Source organism: Legionella sp. 39-23, assembly GCF_001897665.1.
GTDB classification, from domain to species: Bacteria; Pseudomonadota; Gammaproteobacteria; order Legionellales; family Legionellaceae; genus Legionella; species Legionella steelei.
In genome coordinates, this window is the sequence record NZ_MKTO01000004.1 from 297657 (window position 1) to 318424 (window position 20768).

A 20768-nucleotide genomic window follows, 5' to 3' on the forward strand; every position below is an offset into this window, starting at 1 on the left:
AATTATTCAATTTTTGAGTAGCCTAATGATTAAATTGAAAATTAAGAAAAACTTCTGTTGGATACTGTTAGCAAGTATTTTTGTCCAGCCATCTTTCGCTGAAGGATTGTCTCCGTATTCTACAAGCGAGCTGGAACAATTAGAAAAAGAGTTTGTACAGCAGATCAATCAATCGGAGAGCGTAGAGCGAAATCCGTTAGCAAGCCAATACATTAATCGTATTGGAAAAAATCTTGCGCGTGCTGGCCGTATCAAACCTCCTGATTTCTTTATCGTTAAATCAAATGAAATCAATGCCTTTGCAGGTCCTGGTGGGCATATAGGTATTAATTCGCAACTTATTTTAACCACTGATAGTGAAAGTGAACTAGCCGGAGTAATGGCCCACGAGATTGCACACGTACGTTTACATCACCTGTACAGAGCTATCGAACATCAAAAACAAATGCGTATTCCCATGCTCGCATCCTTACTGGCATCTGCAGCTTTAGGTATCATCAATCCTACAGTTGGAATGGCAGGCATGATGGGCTCTTTGTCTGGATTCTCTCAAGACAATATCAATTTTACTCGTTCCAAAGAAAAAGAGGCAGATAGAATCGGCATCGATATGCTAATTAAAGCGGGATATAATCCCCACAGCATGGCTGCATTTTTTAAAAAAATGCAGGAAAACTCTCGTTATTACTACACTGCAAACGTCCCTGCCATTCTGCGCACCCATCCTTTAGACGGGGATAGGATTTCCGAAGCAGAAAACCGAACGACACAATTTTCACGCAAACAATATGCAGATTCTCCTGATTATTCATTAGTTAAAGAGTTGATCCGTACTTCAGTTACTCGAGAACCTAAAACTTTACTCGATTATTATGAGCATCAATGCAACAAAAAAGCCCCCGCCTATGCCTGCCAATATGGTCATGCGCTTACTTTAATCAATACCAATAATTTTACAAAGGCAGCGGCAATTTTGAGCCCTTTATTAGTAGAAAATAATAATCTTTATTTTCAAATTGCGATGGCACAAACTGAAACAGGATTGTCCCAACATAAAGCAGCGCTCGCTCGGCTGGAAGAAATGCAAAAAAATTATCCAGATAATTATGCAGCACTGATGGCCTATGCTCAGGGCTTATTGGCTGCAAATCAAAACGCAAAAGCAACAAGCATCTTACTTAAAGGAAGCAGAAAGTACCGACAAGATCTTCCTTTATGCCGTGAGTTAGCGCGAGCACAAGCGAAATCGCATCAAAAAGGCTACGCCTATTTTACTCAAGCTCAATGTTTACTTCTTGAAGGACAAAAAAGAGCTGCAGTCGCTCAGCTTAAAGTTGCTCGTAGCCTAGCGAAGAAAGATCCTTACTTATCAGCAAGGATTTCTGCCAAAATTGATGAAATTGTGAATTAAAAAAATCACGCTCTTCCGCCCGGGCGGAAGAGGGAAAACTAAGTGATGAAGCTCAAAGAGAACTAATCACGAAAATTCTCATATTGTAATGGCAATTTAATATCTGAGTTTTTTAAAAGCGCAATTGTTTCTTGTAAATCATCGCGCTTTTTACCGGTAACACGGACTTTGTCTCCTTGAATGGATGCTTGTACCTTAGCCTTAGAGTCTTTAATGTATTTCACAATGTCTTTGGCTGTTGGCTGATCTATTCCTTGTTTAAACGTCATATTCAAGGAAAAAAACTTTCCGCTGTGCACCGGTTTATCTTCTATATCCACCCCAGAGGCATCAAGATTACGTTTACTGCAATGATTGCGGAACAAATCCTCTAATTGTCTGACTTGAAAATCTGATTCGGCTCGCAACGTCACCGTAAGTTCTTTAAGTTCTATGCTAGACTCAACGCCACGAAAATCAAAGCGGGTACCCATTTCACGCACTGCATTATCAACTGCATGACGTAATTCAACCATATTGGTTTCGGAGACAATATCAAAAGAAGGCATAAGCGACTCATTCAGGTTAAAAAATATAATTTAACAAAAAAGAGAAGGTTAAACCACAACTCCATTGATCGATAGCATACAGTTGCATATTCGGGTAAAGCATGTTATCAAATTAAATTGGTTCAAAAATATTCTATTTAGTTAGCAACCGCACAATAACTTTCTAGTTGTTCTATCTCAAGGAGTGAGAAGTATGACAAAAGCAAAGAAAGAGTATTTTACCTCATATAATCCCCAACCACGTAGCTCTCGTTTTGCATTCTACTCGCTGTATTCAGAGTCCTGCTATACCGAAGAAGAATTAGCCCAAAGAGAATGGATAATTAAAACTCGCGCCAACTCAGGAATTCATCCTGATTATTTGGCCAATCCAAGTTCTTGGTTCGCAGAGGACTCACAAGCCTTGGTGAATGTTTATGAACGCTCATGGTTTTACTCCAATGCATTTAAGACGCGTCACGTCTTAACCCGAGATGATTTTTACGTCCACCCCATTGATAGCCAACGCCTACAATGGCCTGCTTTGTATGAGTTAATGCAAAAAACCGGAGATTATTTATTACTTAGAAATCAGGAGCTACCCAAAGATCATTTAAATCAGCCCATGAATTTCTTCCTACTAGATCTGAATCGTATTCTGAAAGAAATCAGTCAAAATCCCAATCTCAAACAAACAAGAGAACAACTGGAGCATGTCACTCGTTATGTACGTACTATAGAAAAAGACATTTCTCCTTTTGTAGGTTCTGATAAATTATTTTTAGCTAATTTGCGCAGTACCATTGATGATACAATTCAACCTCAATTAACGCATCGAATGGAATCACAATTATTAAGAGATCGACTGAGTGAGTTATCAAAAACTCTTGAACAATTATCAAGTGAGCGCAATAGAGTATTGCATTTTGCCCTGAGTACAAACCAAGTGAATCCCCACACCGCTACTCCCGCAATTGGTCAAACCAATCTTAAAGCCTATCCTACGCTTGCAGCAAAAGGGTGTGGTAAAAGTTCAACGGCTGTCGTAAAGCATTCTACGCCTGGACTGCAATTAACAGGAGAGCAGCTTAAAGATTGCCCTGATTTCCAATTAATCACAATGCAGGAAGAAGTACTCGATCATTATGCTAAGGCAATAACGGATTTAAATGAACTCGAGCGTTTTCAAAAAGTCGTTACTCAAACCATGGGATTATTAGAGCAAGCTGGTGAGGTGTTTACAGTAGCGCAATTTAAGGAACAATTATCTTTACTATTAAAACAAGTTGAACCCTTTATTGATGAATCCGCTGTTCACATCGAAAAAATAATCCAGGCGAATACACAGGAATATCATAAAGTAATTCAAGAGGAACAAAATTTATCGTATATCAGTTTATCTAATATAAAAAAATGGCTCACGTCAGAACGACAAAAATTAAATACGTTCATAGATAATCAAGACACTTTAGCCCATTTTCCCTCTACAACGTCAGAGCTTACAAAAACGAATCAAGCGCTCAAACAACAAGTAAACCATGTTATTGGACAATTGAACGGTCCTAAAATAGCAGGATCTAATTTTGCAATGCTTGCAGAACAAGCTCAAGAATTAAATACATTGATGATTTCGATGCATGGGTGGATCAAAGTCCAATACGAACTCAAAGGTCTAGAGCCACCTCAAAAGCCAGATCAACTGGAATTACTCCCCCCGCCAAAACCCCAGAAATCTGTTCATCAATCCAGTTCAACCTTCTTCGAACTACCTAAAAAAACTTCCCTAGTTGATGAGTGTCGCCGCCCCAACTGGACCTATGAAACATCAACATGTCCTCGCCCAGCTGAACAACCTCCTGCCATCACAGCATGTGCTGATCAAGATTTGCCTGCATGTCGTGATATGCCTGTATGCCGTGTGCAGGAACAAGAGACATCTGCTGCAAATCTTTACATTGGGTTAGCTATTTTGCTCCCTATCGGAATACTTGCGATTTATTTTTTATATCAAGCAATGAATAAACCAGAGGTTAAAGCGAAAATTCCAGGCGATAAGAATGAATATGAGAAAATAAAAACTGAATTAGATGATTTAATTATAGAAATTCAACGCGATGGAATTATGAATAACACCCAAATACAAGATGAGTTCGAAGTGTTCGTTGACACATACGATCAGCTAAACAAACAAGCTAGAGAGGGAATTTATGATATAGAGGAACTAAAAGAGCTTCATGGTGACATAAAATACTTCTATCAGGAGAACCGTTCTGCGCCGGTATCGAAACCATTCGTTTCTTAATCGAACGATAAAATCGATTTGTACCAAATTAATGAATCACAAATAATTTGATTTAAACTATAATGAGTGATTCAGAGACTGGTTACAATTCGCTAGTGTGGGCAAAATGCTGTGGTTTTAGAGCGCCGCACAGCATATGCTCACTCATCATCCCGAGCGTGGCGAGGGATGATGGGGACAACATTGGCCAAGAGAATTGTAAGTAAACCCTGCCCTCTTGTCATTTCGAAAAAAGTTAAACAGCATTGATAGAGAATTTTTGTGCGAACAACTAAAAATAATTTTCAAGCGTTACTAAGATTAGCTATTCCACTAATTCTCACTGGATTATTACAATCTTCAGTCTACTTTTTTGTGACTATCTTTTTAGCACATGTAAGTCAAGATGCATTGGCAGCAGGTTCGCTGGTTGCTTGGTTATTTGGAACATTTAACGTCATCATTATTGGTATTTTAAATTCAATTAATGTTTTGGTAGCTCATCGACATGGGGCTCAAGATGAGCACGGGATTTCCTTGGTTTTTCGAGATGGGGTTTGGCTGGCCTGTATTTTGACCCTTCCTACGTGTTATTTCTTTTGGCATATTGCGCCGTTACTCTTATATCTTGGACAAGACCAAGCTTTAGTTAAGCTGACTGAATCCTATTTACACGCACTAACATGGGGATTATTTGCAAATTTTATTACTGTCGTGTTATTAGAATTTGTTATAGGGCTTGGCAAGACACAATTGGCATTGCTCTTTAGTGCGCTGAATGTTTCCTTGAATATCTTATTTAGTTTCGTACTGATTTTTGGAAAGTTTGGCTTGCCTGCTTTAGGTGTTGCTGGTGCAGGTTGGGGTACAACAATAGGTTTTTGGATAACCGCCTTATTTTTCACCGGGTATATTTTTACGAATAAAAACTATAAACCCTATACGCGACATCTTTTTACCTACATCAAACCATTCTACTTAATTGAACTACTTAAAATTGGTGCTCCTTTAGGAATAATGTACTGCATCGAAATTGGCTTTTTCTTTGTATTAATTTTAATTATGGGGTCACTAGGAAATCAATTATTGGCTGCCAATCAAATCACCTTACAATATCTGTGCATTTTAACCTCCGTTATTTTTTCTATAGCTCAAGCAATCACGGTACGCATAGGCTATTTATTGGGAAAGGGTGATATACTCACCGCAAAACATGCGGGTTATATTGGTACGATGACTTCAGTTATTTTTATGTTTGTTGCGGCCCTTATTTATTGGTTTTTCCCTAAGCTACTTATTGGCATCGATTTTGACATACATAACCCCGACAATCAGAGCGTGGTGCATTTTGCTATTCAACTTCTAGCGGTCAGCGCAATTTTTCAAATATTCGAATCAGCTCGAATCTCCCTATTTGGCGCGTTACGCGCTCTCAAAGATACACGGTATACCCTAATTATTTCCATAATCAGTTTTTGGGGAATCGCATTACCCATAGGTTATTTATTGGCAATTCCTCTCCAATGGGGTGGTGTTGGTCTCTGGTGGGGCATGTCCTTGGCTGCTTTTATTAGTGTTCTCTTGCTCTATTGGCGGTTTAATTTTAAAATGCGCGATTATCAACCAATCGGATGACGCCTTGAAACGCACCGCCTTGTTCTGCTCTTTATTAATTTCCTCGATTTCAGCATTTGCTTTAAATAATCCTGATCTAAAATCGTATAAATATACTTTTTCTAAAAAAGAACATTTTAAGGTTTCATTTGCTGATTATCCTAAAGGCCAAGAAGAGTTCTTTGAGCTTGAATTTAAAAATGGCGTTAAACTACCTCATGAAATTAATACGCCACTACAAGGATTAAAAATATCAGGCAATAATCACAGTGATGATTTGTTCATGTATGCTTATACAAAAGTAAAGGGATTAAAGCCTAATACAACCTACCACGCCGGTTTTACTTTGGAATTTGCCTCTAATGCTCCTGAGGGCTCTGTAGGTACAGGGGGCTCAGCAGGTGATTCAGTTTATGTAAAAATTGGGGCTGTCTCCAACGAACCTCAACGCTATGTGGCTGATGATGGCTATTACATGATTGATTTGGATAAAGGAAATCAGGCACTTGATGGAAAAGACATGATCCTGATTGGCACTATTGGTGTTGACACGCAAAACGTTACATATCGATTGAAAACGCTACCCTATTTACCCAATGAAGAAATGCAAGCCAAGCTCGCTAATTATACCGTAACTGCCAATGATAAAGGTGAAGCATGGCTAGTACTCGGTACTGATTCTGGATTTGAAAGTACGACTACCATTTTTTATACCAGTCTATCGGTTACGTTCAAAGAGCTAATGAAAGAATAATAAATTGTAGCCTAGGTGAAAATCTGACAGACCGTACCCGGATATCACTTTGTTTCACTCAGGCTACATTGACGTTGACCCACCGAATAAGTCCTTTCAATGAAAATAAACTTTATACAACAAAAACAGACCAATAACTAATGTGATTACTCCCGTAGTAAGAAACAGCTCCGTTTTACCGATCATTTTATTCCAAATTTTATACACAGTATCTGGACAATAGAGTCTAAATAAACCGCCAATGAGTATCAACCAGGCAAAAATAGTAACTATGACAGGCCAGCCTATTACCCATACGTTATGGCTAATAACCATTAATAAACCAACAATTAATGTGATTATGCCGACAACCAACATTACAGCGCGCTGCCCCATTAATTCTTTCATTGCGGTGACTACAATGTCACGTCTTAGTAGTAAAAGTAGGCTTACAATGACCAAATACCAGCCCAGGACTGCAGCTAAGAAATTGGTACCCATAACAATCTCCTCAAAAGAATTCCCCTATATAAATTATAGTTCAATATACCCTTCGATAACGTGGTGAATTAGGGAAAAAAAGCTAAACTTATATATATATGTTTGGATCAAAGGATTCTTCAATGAATACGCAATTTACCGCAAATGTTTACTGTAAAGAAGAAAGAATCGCGACCCAAACTGGCAATGATATCGATAGGCTTTACGCTTGGATGTTAATTCAAGTCAACGGCTATTTTGATGAGATTCATGGTGAAATTATTGATAATCAAACCAATGAAACCATCCGCACATTTTGCAAAGCACCTATAGAATAATACCAACTTTTATTGAACACTTTATCCACTTTGTCCCGTCATCCCTGAATGTATTAGGTAATCCCGAGTTCAACAAGGGCTCTCATCGAAACACTGTGCTAACGCGTGGAGATCCCGCGTTACACTTGGGATGACGGCAAAAAGAATGTTGACTAAGATAAAGAAGCACTTACAATGAATCTTTTTACTTTAAGGACAGTCATGAGCGTTAGTGAAAAAGCTTCCTCATTTAACCTGTTTTGGTTGCTCAACTACATTTCTATTGCATCGGTTTCAGCAGCGATTATCACCCCTGCTTTACCCAAAATTCAGTCAGAATATGCTTTAGGCCCAGGGACTATTGAATGGATAGTCTCTGCTTTTTTGATTGGTTATGTGGTTGGCCAATTGATTTATGGCCCGCTGGCTAACCGATTTGGCCGTTTAAAAGCACTACGCACTGGGCTTGTGATTAATCTGTTCGGGATTGTTATTTGTTTGATTGCTGCCCTACAGGGAAGCTATGAGTTGCTTGTCAGCGGACGGTTAATTACAGCCCTCGGCTCCGCCAGTGGTCTTGCCTGTACTTTCATGTTAATTAATGAGTGGTTACCTGAATCACAACGTAAAGCTGCTATGGCCTATTCCGTATTATCCTTTGCACTTGGAATTGGGATCGCTGTCGTAGTTGGTGGTCTGATTACTGAATATCTTCACTGGCAAGTATGTTTTTGGATTTTACTGGTGCATGGTTTGGTGATGCTCGGCGGAACTTGTGTGTTTAGCGAAACATTAGTTCATCCTAAGCCAATTCATGTCTTAACCATTGTACGAGATTATTATGCTGCACTTGCTTCTTCAAAATTGGTGATTTTTTCATTAGTTGTAGGATGTTGTTCTGCAATATCTTATTGCTTTTCTGCTGCAGGGCCACAAATTGCAGAAGAGCTATTGAAACTATCAGCAGCTGAATACGGCTATTGGAATATACTCAACATTATTGGCATGCTTTTGGGTGGATTATTTGGCAAACAATTACTGACTCGTTTTTCAGCGAATCAGCTGATTTTCGTTGGTTTTCTTGGTCTTGCCGTAGGCATACTCAATTTATTGCTGATATGGCATTTTGCAATTACATCAACATTATGGTTTTTCCTAATTACAGCCAGCTTGTATTTATTTGGGAGTTTTCTATTTTCAGGTGGATCCTTTGTTGCCTCTAACGCCATTCAGGACAAAGCCAGTGCTGCAGCCATGATGAGTTTTGTGAACATGTGTTTTGCAACACTTAGTGTGATATTGATGGGCTATTTAAGGGTTAATCCTTTATTAAGTTTTATTATTATCTCAAGTATTGTTTGGTTACTTGCTGTTGGGCTATTAATAGTAAAGGTTATAAAAATAAAAAATACGTTGGTTTTATCTGGTGATCCCGATTAAAAATATCCTCGCTCTATAGTGAGGAATAGGAGGCAATCAATGTCACGGAGCCATAGCCATATCCCGCAATCGCTGCAAAATTTTTTGAATTTTACCAATACAAAACCGGCTGTTTTTATACCCATAGAGGTACGTGAGTTTGCGGAAAAAACAGCAGAGGCTTTCATCCTCCCTAAGTTATTTGTCCCCCTGATACACAACCTGGCACTACAACTGGCAGATCGTGTCATACCAACACGAATTTATCATCCCGCGCCGCAAAAAAAATTACCCTTAATTATTTATTTCCATGGTGGCGGACATCTATCAGGAAGTATAGATACCCATGACGCGCTTTGCCGGCGGATTGCTGTGAGCAGTCAATCTATCGTTCTTTCTGTTGGTTATCGTTTGGCTCCAGAATTTCCCTATCCAGCTGGATTACAAGATTGTATCGCGGTTTTTGAACATCAAGCTGAGTTGCTTAAAGAGTACCAGGTCGATACAGACCACATCTTTTTAGCAGGTGATAGTGCCGGGGGAAATTTAGCACTTTCTGTCTGTCATCACATAAACGAACTAGGCGATAACTCGATTAAGGGATTAGTGTTAATCTATCCATCTGTTGATTTCTCTATGAACTATGATTCGTACCAGCGCAATGGAGAAGGTTTTTTACTCACGCGAGAAAAAATTAAATGGTATTTTGACAATTATTTTCAACATGGTGGCGATCGCGTACAAGCATCACCCATGAATTTCCAGCATTTAGAATTATTACCTCCTTGTTATATCGCTGCTGCTGAGTATGATCCCTTACACGATGAAGCGCTGGCGTTTGCAAAAAAAATAGAACACTTGGGAGTTTCCGTAACATTAGAAGAATTTCAGGGAATGATCCATGTTTTTGCGCAACTTGAAGTATTTGTACCCAATGAGGTTTTTCGATTAATTGAATCCATAAAACATTTTATCAAGTCTCATACAAATAAATAATCAATGATGGAGCCTGGGTGAAGCGAAGCGGGATTAGGAATTTTATTCATATCCCAAAACCCGGGTTACGCTTCGCTTCACCCAGGCTACAAAGCACCTAATCCACTTAAAAAGTATCAAACCCTTCATATTTTTGCCAAACAAGCAGTTCGTGAGTGCATTCTTCGACAACAGCGAGCTGTGGACCTTCCTTTAACCATTCATAAAATCGCTCCAGATTGTCAACTACCCCACAGGCTAAGACTTCGACACGCCCATCATCCAGATTTCGTGCCCAGCCTGTAATATCTAATTTCCGCGCTTCTCTTTGTGCTGAAGCGCGATACCATACGCCTTGAACTTTTCCAGAGACATAACATCTCATGCATGCTTGATTCGACATAAAAATTTCTTATTGGTTTTTGGAGAAATAAAGTTTATCTTATTTTAAGAACAAGGAGATAAAAATGGCTATATGGTTTAAAAAAATTTCTCTCGAAGGGCTAAATCAATTTGGAAAAAATACCATGTCTGAATTTCTTGGTATTCAGTTCATTGAGATTGGTGACAATTTTTTAAAAGCAACCATGCCCGTAAATGAACGCACCAAACAACCTATAGGCATTCTTCATGGTGGTGCGAATGTCGCCCTATCAGAAACGGTCGCCAGCACTGCAGCAAACGCAGTAATCGATATAAGCCAATTTTTTTGTGTCGGTTTGGAAATTAATGCCAATCACATCCATTCCGTAAAACAAGGCATTGTTACTGCCATCACCTCACCTATCCATATAGGGCGCTCTACACATGTTTGGGAAGTTAAGATTTTTAATGAGGAGCAAAAACTAACCTGCATTTCCAGAATGACTGCTTCCGTAATCAATCACCCCAAAGGGTAAGCCCATTGTGAATATGGACCTGTTTCTTAGGAGATTGTGCTAGATAAGCAGCTTTTTAATTTTTCCTCCGCTGTTATGAAACCTAATCAGACGCTTAAAAATCGCGGTGCGCTTAGCAATCCAGACGGTCGATTCGAGTCCCAAACTCGTGAGCATTTTGCTGATGGCTAGGATATTGAAGAAGAAGCGCTACCTCCTCTAGAGACTTTTTTATTACCTGAGCATGCCAATTATGTATTAATCCGATTGCCTCATGAAGTAAAAGAGCGGCTCATAAACCATTTTCCTGAGCGAGCGGAACATGTGATGAGCCTTATTCGTCAAATGCGTGGAGGTAAAGAATACGATGCGCAGTTCGGTACTCGCATGCGAGGTGAAGGAAAATATGCCAACCTTTTAAAAACTCGATTTCAGATCGCGTGTAACGATTTAAGTTAAATACTGAACCCAACCCTTCTTTAGAAACAGAAACATTTTGTAAAAAAGAAAATCTATCCTTCAAACAACTGAGCTTATGGGAAGATAAATAGTCTTCATAGCCAAAACCATCATCTTATTTAAAATGGTTTTGATTATTTTACAATCACTTGGATTTAAAATTATTTTTTTAGCGTTAAATTTATGCAAATTAAAAAATCAATTCTATACTTAAGCTGAGTGAAAAAAAAAGTAAACCGAAGGAGGATGTAATGAATACAAGTTCATGCATTTCAAAAGTGTTACGTACAGGGATTATATTAGGTTCTTTATTCTTCGCAGTAGGCTATACATCCATTGCAACTGCAGCTCAAGGATGTGGTCATGGATATCATAGAAATGCGTATGGTGGATGTGTATTAAATGCCCCAGGACCCAATGCTCGACCCGCTCCATATCATCGAGGTTGCTGGAGAAATGCTTGGGGTCAATTACGTTGCTACAGATAATTAGTAAACTGGCCTTAGCTTTTCCAAAAGCTAAGGCCATCTCTCATCATTTATAATTTATTTCATTTCTTTTTATTAGGATGAGATTCTAATTTAGATTTTTCATGAGTGTGTTTCATTTTATCGGGATGAGAAGAATGCTGTTGATCATGACGGCGTGCATCTTGTGACTCATTTTTAAATTTATTGTGCTTTGACATTTAGACTCTCCTTGAGGTTAAAATTTCTTCCATAGAATTTAAACTTAGTCCGACTTGTTTAAAAAAGCAAACCACTCTTTATCATAATTGCCACTTATCTAATTCATCAATTCAGTGGTTGTAACTCAAAAAGTACGTTAAAGTAATTTTAAATTTAAATTACTCTAAAAATGGACTTTTAATGACACCGGAAGTAAATGAAACCTTAAGGAAAATAAGAAACCAAAAACCTTTGATATTAGTTATTACTAATTATTTTCCTATGGGTTATATAGGTGGCGGCGTTCGCAGTATCGGTGGATTCCCCATAATGTGTGGTGCAGAAGAAGAGGTTGCGGAATTACTAAACCTTGCCAAAGCAGTTGTAATCAATTTAGGCAAATTAGATAAGGCATTTGTTAAATTGAGCAATCACATTTGCACGATAGCAAACCAAATGAATATTCCCATTATTTTAGATCCAGTAGGAACAGGAGCTAGTCGCTACAGAACAGACGTTGCAACAAACATAATAAAAAAGCACCAAATTTCCATTATTCGCGGCTACCCCAATGAAATTGCGAGTTTACTGACCGAAGAATTAGTAATCCAAGATAATAATCATCTTATCGAGGAAAAAACAATCATAGAAAACGCTAAATCATTGGCCAAAAAGCATAAGCTTACTGTAGTTGTGAGTGGGAAAAGACATCTGGTTGTCAATTCAGAGCAAAGCACTCAGTTTAATTTTGATTCAGCCCTGGTACAAAAAGTAGCAGGGATAGGCAATTTACTGTCAGCAATTATTAGTGTTTTTAATTCAGTCACCGAAGACTCATTTTCCGCTGCTAATAACGCAGTACATTTTTATGCTGGATGCGTTGGTCCAATATCATCAGCAGCTTCCGGCCCAGCATCACTGATTATTGGAATCATCGATCAAATCTATATTAATGCAGCGAAGGCACAGCTGTTTACATAGATTTGTAGACACCTTGTATCTTGGGTGAAATGAAGTGCCAAGCTTCTACTGTGGAGGACTATTTATCACCCTCTCCCTAGCCCTCCTCCGCAAAACAAAAAAGGGGATTTTTGTTGACTGTATTTATTTTTTATTCCCCTCTCCCCATTTTTCGGAAAGGGTTAGGGTAATGAGAGTTTAGCCTAATGCTCCTTAAGCCTAGTTACATGAAAATAAAACTATTTCGTAAATGCCATGAAGGCAAATATTCCCTTGTCTACAAGAACTTGAAAGTTATTCCACGATTGATAGCGAGCAATTTGTGCGAAGGTCTCAATTTCTTCAGGATAATCATCCGCATGCGGATGCTCCATACGTGCATTAATCTCATCCCCATCGATCTCAGGATTACTTTCCAACATTCGTGATTTCAACGCATCCAGCCATTCATTGCGTGTTTGATTCTGCTTCAGCACACCATCCACCATTAATAAAAAACCATTAGGGCTTAGTTTCTCTTTGCACGTAGCAATAAAATTTTCTTTTTCTTGTCGAGCTAAATGGTGAACTGCATAGCTGGTATAGATAACATCAAATGGACCAGATAAACGTGGAAGCGCAGAAATCATATTGTCGGCAATCAGCTCTTTTTCGCAAGTAAATGCTGCCAATGTATTTTCTGCTATTTTTAAAACATCTTGTGCGGCATCAATACCAATATATTTTTTTATTGAGGTTGCAGCAAGTACGGGAGCAACCATGCTGCTATCCCCACAGCCCACATCCACAAAGGAAAAAGGACGACTTCCTATTTGACCCGCAAGAAACTGTTGCAATGCCTGCAGCATTTCACGATGATATAATGTATTGTTTTTGAGCGCGCTTTGGTAACGTTGCCAATTTTTATTAAAGTACTCACTCGCAGTAGTCATAGTTTATACCTTCCTTCAATATCCAGTCTTAGAGTAAAGAAATAATAGCAACTCTTATCTCTGAGGTATACTTTCAGCTATTATAGGTATAACAAGGCACAGATTGCGCAAAATCATACTAAATGATAAAATTTGTTCCACTTGGTAAATACATAGGCCACTTATGAACTATTTTTTCTCACTGCTGTTCGCTTTCTTCTTTTCTACAAGTTGTCTTGCGACGACTGTATCCGAAGTGAGTTTACGCGATAAAATTGGTCAAATGCTTCTCATTGGTTTTGACGGAAAAAAAATTAATGACCAATCTCCAATAGTAAAAACAATTGAAAAAAATAACATCGGTGGTGTCATTTTATTCGACTACAACTATCATACAAAAACATTCAATAAAAATATTGCAAACCCGGATCAAGTAAAACAACTGAACCATGATCTGCAAAATTTTGCTAAGCAAAGCAATTTGCAACATCATCGAATACAATTACCGCTATTAATTTCCGTAGATTATGAGGGCGGTCAGGTAAGTCGCTTAGGTGCGCAATATGGATTTCCTTCAACATTATCTGCCGCAGAAGTTGGCAAAAGAGGCTTAAAGGAAGCCGAATACACAGCGCAGATTATGTCGCAAACTTTAAAAAAAGCGGAATTTAATTTAGATTTTGCTCCTGAACTGGATGTAAACGTCAATCCAGACAATCCAGTTATTGGGAAAAAAGAGCGCAGCTTCTCTTACGATCCCAAACAGGTTACGCTCTATGCCCGTATTTACACACACTATTTCCTAAATCAAAAAATTCAATGTGCTTATAAGCACTTTCCAGGTCATGGTAGCGCCACCAAAGACTCACACTTAGGTTTTGTAGACGTCACTGACACCTGGCACACTTATGAATTAGATCCTTTTAAAGACATGTTACATTCCAATGAAGCTTGTGGCGTAGTCATGACCGCTCATATTGTGAATCGTCAACTCGATCCATCGGGATTACCAGCAACTCTATCGCACAAAATATTAACTGAGCTTCTGCGTAATCAACTCCATTTTCAGGGCGTCATTATTACTGATGATATGCAAATGAAAGCCATTAGCGACAATTATGGACTTGAACAAGCATTAGTATTAGCCATCAATGCTGGTGCCGACATGCTGATGTTTGGAAACAATTTATCTGTTCCAGAACAAAATCCAGCACAAGTCATTGATATAATTGAAGCGAAAGTACAATCAGGCGAAATCCGCCAAGAGCGAATCAATGAAGCCTATCAGCATATATTGGCTTTAAAAAAATCGTTAAACTAAAGTTGATGCAATGTAGCCTGGGTGCAGACCAAAGACCCAGGCAATAAATTATTTTTAGCCCACTCGTTTAAATTGAATGGATACATCGACGTCCATACCAGGCGAAACGCTTAGAGTGCCTTTAGCACTACCTGAAGTTTTTGAAAAAATACCACTCAAATTGCCGTATTCCGTCTTGATAGTAACCTTACCATTAACACAAACTCCCTTCAGTTTCGTCGTATTATGGTCTGGGCATACAAAACTTCCTGAACTTTTGTCCGCACTGACTTCTATATCAAAACTACCATTTGTATCTAGCTCACCAAGAGTTCCTGAGCCATTATAAGCACATTCACCGATTAACCAATTGGTCGCTTTACCTGATCCTGCCCAATTTCCAGGAATCTCATCGCAATTATTTGCACCAGAATAAAAAGTAAAGTCAGCATGCGCCATGTGGGCCAAAGACAGTGCAACCGCTGTAAATCCAATGAGCAATTTTTGTTTCATTTTTCTTCCTTAAAGAATAAATAGCCTAATACAAACACAACATGTTTGTGACTGGTTAAATTCGGAGCTTATTATTACGTTATAGAATTACAAGTGCAATCGAAAAAAAGCAGAATGAAAAAATAAATCTCACGCCAATTGAATAGGCCCCAGAGATGGTTATGCGCACGCTTGGCAAGTTCTAACCCATGCCCTCACTATGCAGGAGAAACTTGAATACGAGGTGATGAACATTCATATACAAATAAATGTATGGGCTTAGTTTGTTTGTGAAGCACAGGAATTATTTTATGGTGCGATAATGTAGCCAACGATTGACACTGATTAAAAAATCGCTCAGCACATTGTTTTGTGTCTCTAAAATCTACGTATGTGATTTTATCAATTTTCCCTTTTGATAATGAATTTAAAAAATCCGCGCCCCAATAGTTGTATTGATTAATATCGCCACAAGGAATTGCATATACCGGCTCATTGGGCATAAAGAAACTCAATGCCGCAGAATTAGTATAATAACCAGTCACCAAAGGCTGTCCCTTTTTTATAATTCCGGGTGTGTGGAGTGCTTTATTAAGTACCGTATAGGCCCTGCCCTTTTTCAAATAGGATGCTATAGGCCATGAATTAGCAACAATCATAATGATGCTAAACGACAGAAAAATTGGATAAATGATCCGAAACAATCGATCATAATGATATTGTGTAATGAGGTACCCAGTTATCAAGGCAAGGTTCATTCCAAGCGGGGTCAAATAAACCACCCGGGCATCGCCCCCTAATAAAGTTGCTGTAATCCAAAATGCCAGACCAGCAAGCAACACAGCATAAGTCAACTCCAAAACTAAATTTTTGGATGTATTTTTAGCCTGTTGATACTTAAACCACCCAAAAACAGCCAATAGTAGAAAAACAGAGTAATTAAGCACCAATGCCCCTAGCAATTCAAAGAGACAATGAGCGATCGTCGTATTACTTTGGGTTTGACTATGAAAGTTTAATAAATAAGTAATGGATATCCAATTATGATTGATATTCCAATAAATAACCGGAGAAACCATTAAAATAATGATAAAACTCGCCAGGTAAAAATGCACGCTTTTAAAAAGCTGTCTCTGTTTTGAAAACAGAACATACAGCAACAGTCCTAGTACACTAACAACTGCAGTATATTTAGATAAAATCATAGCGCCAATAAATAAAGCGCAAAGATAGAGATTAAGAATACGTTTGGATGAAATATAACAAGCAAAATAGTAGAAGGACAGAATTGTAAATAAATTTAAGGGGGCATCGTATAGAACACGAACAAAAATGCTTTCCGTAGTCGTGGGCAAAGCAACCCATATTAATGCACTAATTAATCCAGTTCGCTGATCGCCCAAGAGGCAACCTAACTTGTATATATAATAGGCGCCCACAATCAAGCATAAAAAACCCACACTATTTATAGAAAAATATGTATTTCCAAAAATTGCTTGAGAAATATGGAAAAAATAAGCAATCATGGGTGGTCCATCAAAATAGGACCAAGCCAGGTGTTTTCCCCAAGCGTAATAATAAAAGCTAGTAATGGTAGGAACTATGAAAAAAGTTGCGAGAAACAAAAAGCTTATATAAATAATTAGGAAAGGTTTTGTTGCTTTTTCATTCCACATAATCACCAAGTTCCTTTTGCTTAATTTTAATAGACCTGCTTCCGGTAATCCCTTGTTATGCTCAGGATTATATGTGTTAGGCAATTCATTGACGAAAAAAGCAAGTGTAGGCTGGGCTTAGCAGCCTAGCCTACGTTTATTGAGCTATTTTTATCAACGAATTATCTAACACATACAGGGATGGCATAGAAACAGCCCTTGTTTTATATTGGAGCGGATAATATCACAATAAACATTTAATACACACTAAAACAAGTGGCTACTTAGTCCAAATCAGCCTTATTAATGGTGGGAATGGTTTCGACAGGATTAGGTAAAATTTCCACAACATGGGCTAACCATTTTTTATTATCTGCCCGAATAAGAGTGTTTGTGCGTCCATAGATTGAAGCATTTAAATTGCAATTAATTAATGATGCCAACGCTCTGCCGCACTGGAGTTTATAGTAGTTTCGATTCTGTGACAGCGCTTGGATATGATGTTTGATCAACAGTTTTCCAAATGGAATATTCGTCTGTAGCACCTCTTCCTTCATATTTTTGGGTAATTCATTAAAGTTCATCGTAATGAAAGCAAGCTCGACGACCATGGCTTCTTTTGTTGTTTGTGCAAAATTGGGCTCATTGCGTTCTTTATTGCTATCAATAAGCATGACTATTGAGCGACGATACGTATTATTCTCCGGGTTCTGGTTTGCAAAAATTGTTTTTATAATTGCTCGACGCCCATAATGTTTTTCAATGCCTTGTGTCATCAACGGTCGAGTTAATAGCTCATTGTAAGGGCTAGGCAATTGCGCGGAACTCACTTTGATACCTATTTTATTTATTGCAGCCAGCTTATTGATCTCTTCCTGAATTTTTTTCGATTCAGGGGCTCCATTGACAGCGATGGTTTTGAAAAAAAACATCACGGCCATCAGCAGAAAGAAAAGAAAAAGTTTTTTAATCGCTTTTATTAATAATATCATGAGCACTTAGTTTGATTTAAATTTTAGAGATGCTTTTTAGTGCGATGATATAAGATGTTGATGTCACTTATCAATCGCGATAATCGTTTAGCGTATTAGAATGATGTATTTACAAAATGGGGACTACTTCTAAGATAGATCCGCAGCGCGAAGCTGCGGAATTCGAAATTACATAGTAACGCAACGTTCTCTGCTATTTTCGTTCTCGTCTTCCTCTTCATCCTCAGATGCTTCGGATGTTGCATCATGAGTCACACCTTGTTGAGGTTGAGCATCTGGAGTAGCATTTGTATCCAGTTCATTCTCATCGTCTAAATTCGCTGCTTCTAGAGCATTTAACAGGCTCGCTAGTGTAAGTGCCATTCTTAACTCTTCAGATACTGGCAGTACATGCATATGACCTTCTGGGCACAGAACATGAAGATGGCCTTCTGGACAAATAAATCCTGGTACGCGTTGGACTCTAGGATTAAAACCAAATAAAGAGGGACCTCTTGGTTGGGGATTTTCTTGGGGAGCTTGATTCTTTGCTTCGTCAGAAACAGACTCAGTTTGTGAACTTTGTTCTGCACTTTCTTCTAAACCGTTTTCTACACTTTCTTCTAAACTGTCTTCTACGGTTTCTTGCTCTAAGCTGTCCTGTTCGCTTCCTAGCTCTTCACTTTCTTGTGAGCTGTGCAAACTTTTTTCGTCTTCAGTCTTTTTTTCAACTTTAGGTGAGCTTGGGGGGGTATGAGGCATGTCATTGCTCCTTAAAAATTAAAATAATTAAAATTCCGATAAAAAGTACCTCTAGAAAAGAAGTTCGTTTTGTTCCAACCATGTCTTTTCTGGGAGCAAGTTTACAGTTAATTTACAAATTTTGGTAGGTCAAATGTACAATTTTATTTATTTTTTGCATTATTTTTTTGAATCACTAATTGCAACGGATATAATTGATTTTAATAAAAAATTGCTCCTAAAATAAGCAAAATTATTTTGACCCAACAACCAATTTAGGCTATAGCTTATGAATGATAATAAATACCTAAATTAGGATCTGTTGACACTTTTACTGAGAGCCCCCATGAATGCATACCAACAATTAGAACAGCATTTTAAAAAATATTATGACTTTGAAAATCTAGCAGCCATTGTTTCCTGGGATGAGGCATCTATGATGCCTGCTGGCGGAGGTAAAGCGCGAGCAGAAGCATTAGCCACATTAAGTGCTGTCCAACATGATTGGCTAACCCATAAAAAAGTAGGCGACTTAATAAAACAAGCAAAGGATATTAACAATTTATCATCCTGGCAGCAAAGAAACCTTTATTGGATGGAAAAAGAGTATCTCCAGGCAACATGTATCCCGGTAAACTTAGTTGAAGAGTTCACTAATGAATCGTTAACGTGCGGCCAAGCATGGCGAGAATTACGCGCGAAAAATGATTGGAAATCATTTAAACCGCATCTGGAGCAATTATTTCAAAAAGTAAAGACAATAGCAGAGATTAAATCACAAACATTTAATAAATCGACTCTGGATGTGTTAATTGATGAATATTCCCCAGATTTAGACTGTAAAACAATCACCCCTATTTTTAATTCCTTGAAAACCGAGCTGCCCAAACTGATTCCCAATATTATCGAAAAGCAAAAAACTCGGCAGATAAAAACAATCACTGGCGATTTTCCAATAGAAAAGCAAAAGCAACTGGGCATGGAAATCATGAGCCGTCTAGGATTTGATTTTAATCATGGTCGACTGGATGTAAGTCATCATCCGTTTTGTGGTGGTATTGCAAGTGATGTTCGCATTACAACACGCTATAAAGAGCATGAGTTTTTATCCTCCTTAATGGCAATTACCCACGAAACAGGACACGCTCTCTATGAGCAAGGTTTGCCCAAAGAATGGAATATACAACCTGTTGGACACTCCTTAGGAATGGCTGTTCATGAGAGTCAATCCTTATTTATTGAAATGCAAATTTGCAGAAGTTTGGAGTACATTCATTATTTAGTGCCTATGGCGCAAAAATATTTCCAGGGTGTAGAGAATATCACTGCAGAAAATATCTTTTATCATGCTACAAAAGTACAACCGGGTTTGATTCGTGTTGATGCGGATGAAGTCACTTATCCCTTACATGTGATCCTTCGTTATGAAATAGAACAACAACTGTTTGCCTCTGAAATTACTATTGCTGACTTGCCAGAAGTATGGGATTCATCCATGCAAAAATATTTAGGCTTATCCACAAAAGGCGATAATAAAAATGGAGTAATGCAAGATGTTCATTGGCCTTCAGGAATTTTTGGATATTTTCCAGCCTATACATTTGGCGCATTAATTGCCGCCCAATTATTCTCCGCCGTAAAAAAATCAATTCCTGATATTAAAGAGCAATTACAGCAAGGTGATTTCAAATCGTTGCTGCGTTGGCTAAGGGAACATGTTCATCAAAATGGGAAACTATTGCCTTATCAGGAATTATTACGTCAAGCAACAGGTGAAGCATTAAATCCAGATTATTATTTTACACATATTAAAGAACGATATTTGTAAAATGATGAGATTAAACGCGCCGATACCGTCATCCCTGTATGTTCGAGGTAATTCGCCGACAAAAAATAACTCAATAACGTAGGCTGGGCTGCTGTATAGCCGGGGACATCCCTGACACTGTTCGGGGACATCCTTGACACATGAGTTG

The 20768-nt window shown here is 38.3% G+C and carries 22 protein-coding genes; 13 read left to right on the forward strand and 9 right to left on the reverse strand.

Features of this window, described 5'->3' with window-relative positions:
* The first annotated feature begins 25 nt into the window (after positions 1 to 25).
* Positions 26 to 1411: a M48 family metalloprotease gene (locus BGO44_RS02455; protein WP_273201108.1), complete on the forward strand. Its 1386-nt coding sequence runs from the start codon at positions 26 to 28 to the stop codon at positions 1409 to 1411.
* Positions 1412 to 1473: 62 nt separating this feature from the next.
* Here the strand turns inward: BGO44_RS02455 and BGO44_RS02460 are convergent, their stop codons facing one another.
* Positions 1474 to 1959: a YajQ family cyclic di-GMP-binding protein gene (locus BGO44_RS02460; RefSeq protein WP_058512258.1), complete on the reverse strand. Its 486-nt coding sequence runs from the start codon at positions 1957 to 1959 to the stop codon at positions 1474 to 1476.
* Between the two features lie 193 nt (positions 1960 to 2152).
* Here BGO44_RS02460 and BGO44_RS02465 point away from each other — a divergent pair, with 193 nt between their 5' ends.
* The 3 genes from BGO44_RS02465 (at position 2153) to BGO44_RS02475 (ending at position 6587) form a co-directional block, all read left to right on the forward strand.
* Complete coding sequence (locus BGO44_RS02465; protein WP_273201105.1) at positions 2153 to 4240, forward strand: hypothetical protein; 2088 nt, start codon at positions 2153 to 2155, stop codon at positions 4238 to 4240.
* A gap of 261 nt (positions 4241 to 4501) precedes the next feature.
* Positions 4502 to 5854, forward strand: a complete 1353-nt coding sequence (locus BGO44_RS02470) for an MATE family efflux transporter (RefSeq protein ID WP_058512256.1) — start codon at positions 4502 to 4504, stop codon at positions 5852 to 5854.
* Between the two features lie 4 nt (positions 5855 to 5858).
* Positions 5859 to 6587: a hypothetical protein gene (locus tag BGO44_RS02475; RefSeq protein WP_273201103.1), complete on the forward strand. Its 729-nt coding sequence runs from the start codon at positions 5859 to 5861 to the stop codon at positions 6585 to 6587.
* A gap of 96 nt (positions 6588 to 6683) precedes the next feature.
* Here the strand turns inward: BGO44_RS02475 and BGO44_RS02480 are convergent, their stop codons facing one another.
* Positions 6684 to 7067, reverse strand: coding sequence for a hypothetical protein (locus tag BGO44_RS02480; protein WP_058512255.1), 384 nt, complete (start codon positions 7065 to 7067; stop codon positions 6684 to 6686).
* Positions 7068 to 7189: 122 nt separating this feature from the next.
* Between BGO44_RS02480 and BGO44_RS02485 the strand changes: the two genes are divergently transcribed.
* From BGO44_RS02485 to BGO44_RS02495, 3 genes are all read left to right on the forward strand, one after another.
* Complete coding sequence (locus BGO44_RS02485) at positions 7190 to 7384, forward strand: hypothetical protein (protein WP_058512254.1); 195 nt, start codon at positions 7190 to 7192, stop codon at positions 7382 to 7384.
* A 201-nt stretch (positions 7385 to 7585) separates the two neighbouring features.
* Positions 7586 to 8803, forward strand: coding sequence for an MFS transporter (locus BGO44_RS02490; protein WP_058512253.1), 1218 nt, complete (start codon positions 7586 to 7588; stop codon positions 8801 to 8803).
* Between the two features lie 39 nt (positions 8804 to 8842).
* Positions 8843 to 9778: an alpha/beta hydrolase gene (locus tag BGO44_RS02495; RefSeq protein WP_058512252.1), complete on the forward strand. Its 936-nt coding sequence runs from the start codon at positions 8843 to 8845 to the stop codon at positions 9776 to 9778.
* Positions 9779 to 9884: 106 nt separating this feature from the next.
* On the opposite strand, the gene BGO44_RS02500 is transcribed toward BGO44_RS02495, so the two are convergent.
* The gene (locus BGO44_RS02500; RefSeq protein WP_058512251.1) at positions 9885 to 10160 is read right to left on the reverse strand and encodes an acylphosphatase; all 276 of its coding nucleotides are present in this window, start codon (positions 10158 to 10160) and stop codon (positions 9885 to 9887) included.
* Positions 10161 to 10224: 64 nt separating this feature from the next.
* Between BGO44_RS02500 and BGO44_RS02505 the strand changes: the two genes are divergently transcribed.
* The 3 genes from BGO44_RS02505 (at position 10225) to BGO44_RS02515 (ending at position 11582) form a co-directional block, all read left to right on the forward strand.
* Positions 10225 to 10656: a hotdog fold thioesterase gene (locus BGO44_RS02505; RefSeq protein WP_058512250.1), complete on the forward strand. Its 432-nt coding sequence runs from the start codon at positions 10225 to 10227 to the stop codon at positions 10654 to 10656.
* 246 nt (positions 10657 to 10902) lie between these two features.
* Complete coding sequence (locus BGO44_RS02510; RefSeq protein ID WP_273201099.1) at positions 10903 to 11094, forward strand: hypothetical protein; 192 nt, start codon at positions 10903 to 10905, stop codon at positions 11092 to 11094.
* A 251-nt stretch (positions 11095 to 11345) separates the two neighbouring features.
* Positions 11346 to 11582, forward strand: coding sequence for a GCG_CRPN prefix-to-repeats domain-containing protein (locus BGO44_RS02515; protein ID WP_058512248.1), 237 nt, complete (start codon positions 11346 to 11348; stop codon positions 11580 to 11582).
* A gap of 62 nt (positions 11583 to 11644) precedes the next feature.
* Here the strand turns inward: BGO44_RS02515 and BGO44_RS02520 are convergent, their stop codons facing one another.
* Positions 11645 to 11782 (reverse strand): hypothetical protein, encoded by a 138-nt coding sequence (locus BGO44_RS02520; RefSeq protein WP_193393441.1) that lies wholly within the window; start codon positions 11780 to 11782, stop codon positions 11645 to 11647.
* A gap of 181 nt (positions 11783 to 11963) precedes the next feature.
* Here BGO44_RS02520 and thiM point away from each other — a divergent pair, with 181 nt between their 5' ends.
* Positions 11964 to 12743: a hydroxyethylthiazole kinase gene (gene thiM, locus BGO44_RS02525; protein WP_058512247.1), complete on the forward strand. Its 780-nt coding sequence runs from the start codon at positions 11964 to 11966 to the stop codon at positions 12741 to 12743.
* 218 nt (positions 12744 to 12961) lie between these two features.
* Here thiM and BGO44_RS02530 read toward each other — a convergent pair whose 3' ends face one another.
* Positions 12962 to 13654 (reverse strand): class I SAM-dependent methyltransferase, encoded by a 693-nt coding sequence (locus tag BGO44_RS02530; protein ID WP_058512246.1) that lies wholly within the window; start codon positions 13652 to 13654, stop codon positions 12962 to 12964.
* A 163-nt stretch (positions 13655 to 13817) separates the two neighbouring features.
* On the opposite strand from BGO44_RS02530, the gene BGO44_RS02535 reads away from it, so the two are divergent.
* Positions 13818 to 14954, forward strand: coding sequence for a glycoside hydrolase family 3 protein (locus BGO44_RS02535; protein ID WP_273201096.1), 1137 nt, complete (start codon positions 13818 to 13820; stop codon positions 14952 to 14954).
* 54 nt (positions 14955 to 15008) lie between these two features.
* On the opposite strand, the gene BGO44_RS02540 is transcribed toward BGO44_RS02535, so the two are convergent.
* The 4 genes from BGO44_RS02540 to BGO44_RS02555 all read right to left on the reverse strand — a co-directional run bounded on the left by BGO44_RS02540 (position 15009) and on the right by BGO44_RS02555 (position 18813).
* Complete coding sequence (locus tag BGO44_RS02540) at positions 15009 to 15446, reverse strand: hypothetical protein (protein WP_058512244.1); 438 nt, start codon at positions 15444 to 15446, stop codon at positions 15009 to 15011.
* 197 nt (positions 15447 to 15643) lie between these two features.
* A complete protein-coding gene (locus tag BGO44_RS02545) occupies positions 15644 to 17101 on the reverse strand; it encodes a glycosyltransferase family 39 protein (RefSeq protein WP_058512243.1) in 1458 nt (485 codons plus the stop codon).
* A 263-nt stretch (positions 17102 to 17364) separates the two neighbouring features.
* Positions 17365 to 18072 carry a hypothetical protein gene (locus BGO44_RS02550; protein ID WP_273201093.1) on the reverse strand — a complete coding sequence of 236 codons (708 nt, stop codon included), beginning with the start codon at positions 18070 to 18072 and terminating at the stop codon, positions 17365 to 17367.
* A 168-nt stretch (positions 18073 to 18240) separates the two neighbouring features.
* Positions 18241 to 18813 carry a hypothetical protein gene (locus BGO44_RS02555; RefSeq protein WP_273201090.1) on the reverse strand — a complete coding sequence of 191 codons (573 nt, stop codon included), beginning with the start codon at positions 18811 to 18813 and terminating at the stop codon, positions 18241 to 18243.
* A 325-nt stretch (positions 18814 to 19138) separates the two neighbouring features.
* On the opposite strand from BGO44_RS02555, the gene BGO44_RS02560 reads away from it, so the two are divergent.
* Complete coding sequence (locus BGO44_RS02560; RefSeq protein ID WP_273201088.1) at positions 19139 to 20620, forward strand: carboxypeptidase M32; 1482 nt, start codon at positions 19139 to 19141, stop codon at positions 20618 to 20620.
* Positions 20621 to 20768: the final 148 nt, after the last annotated feature.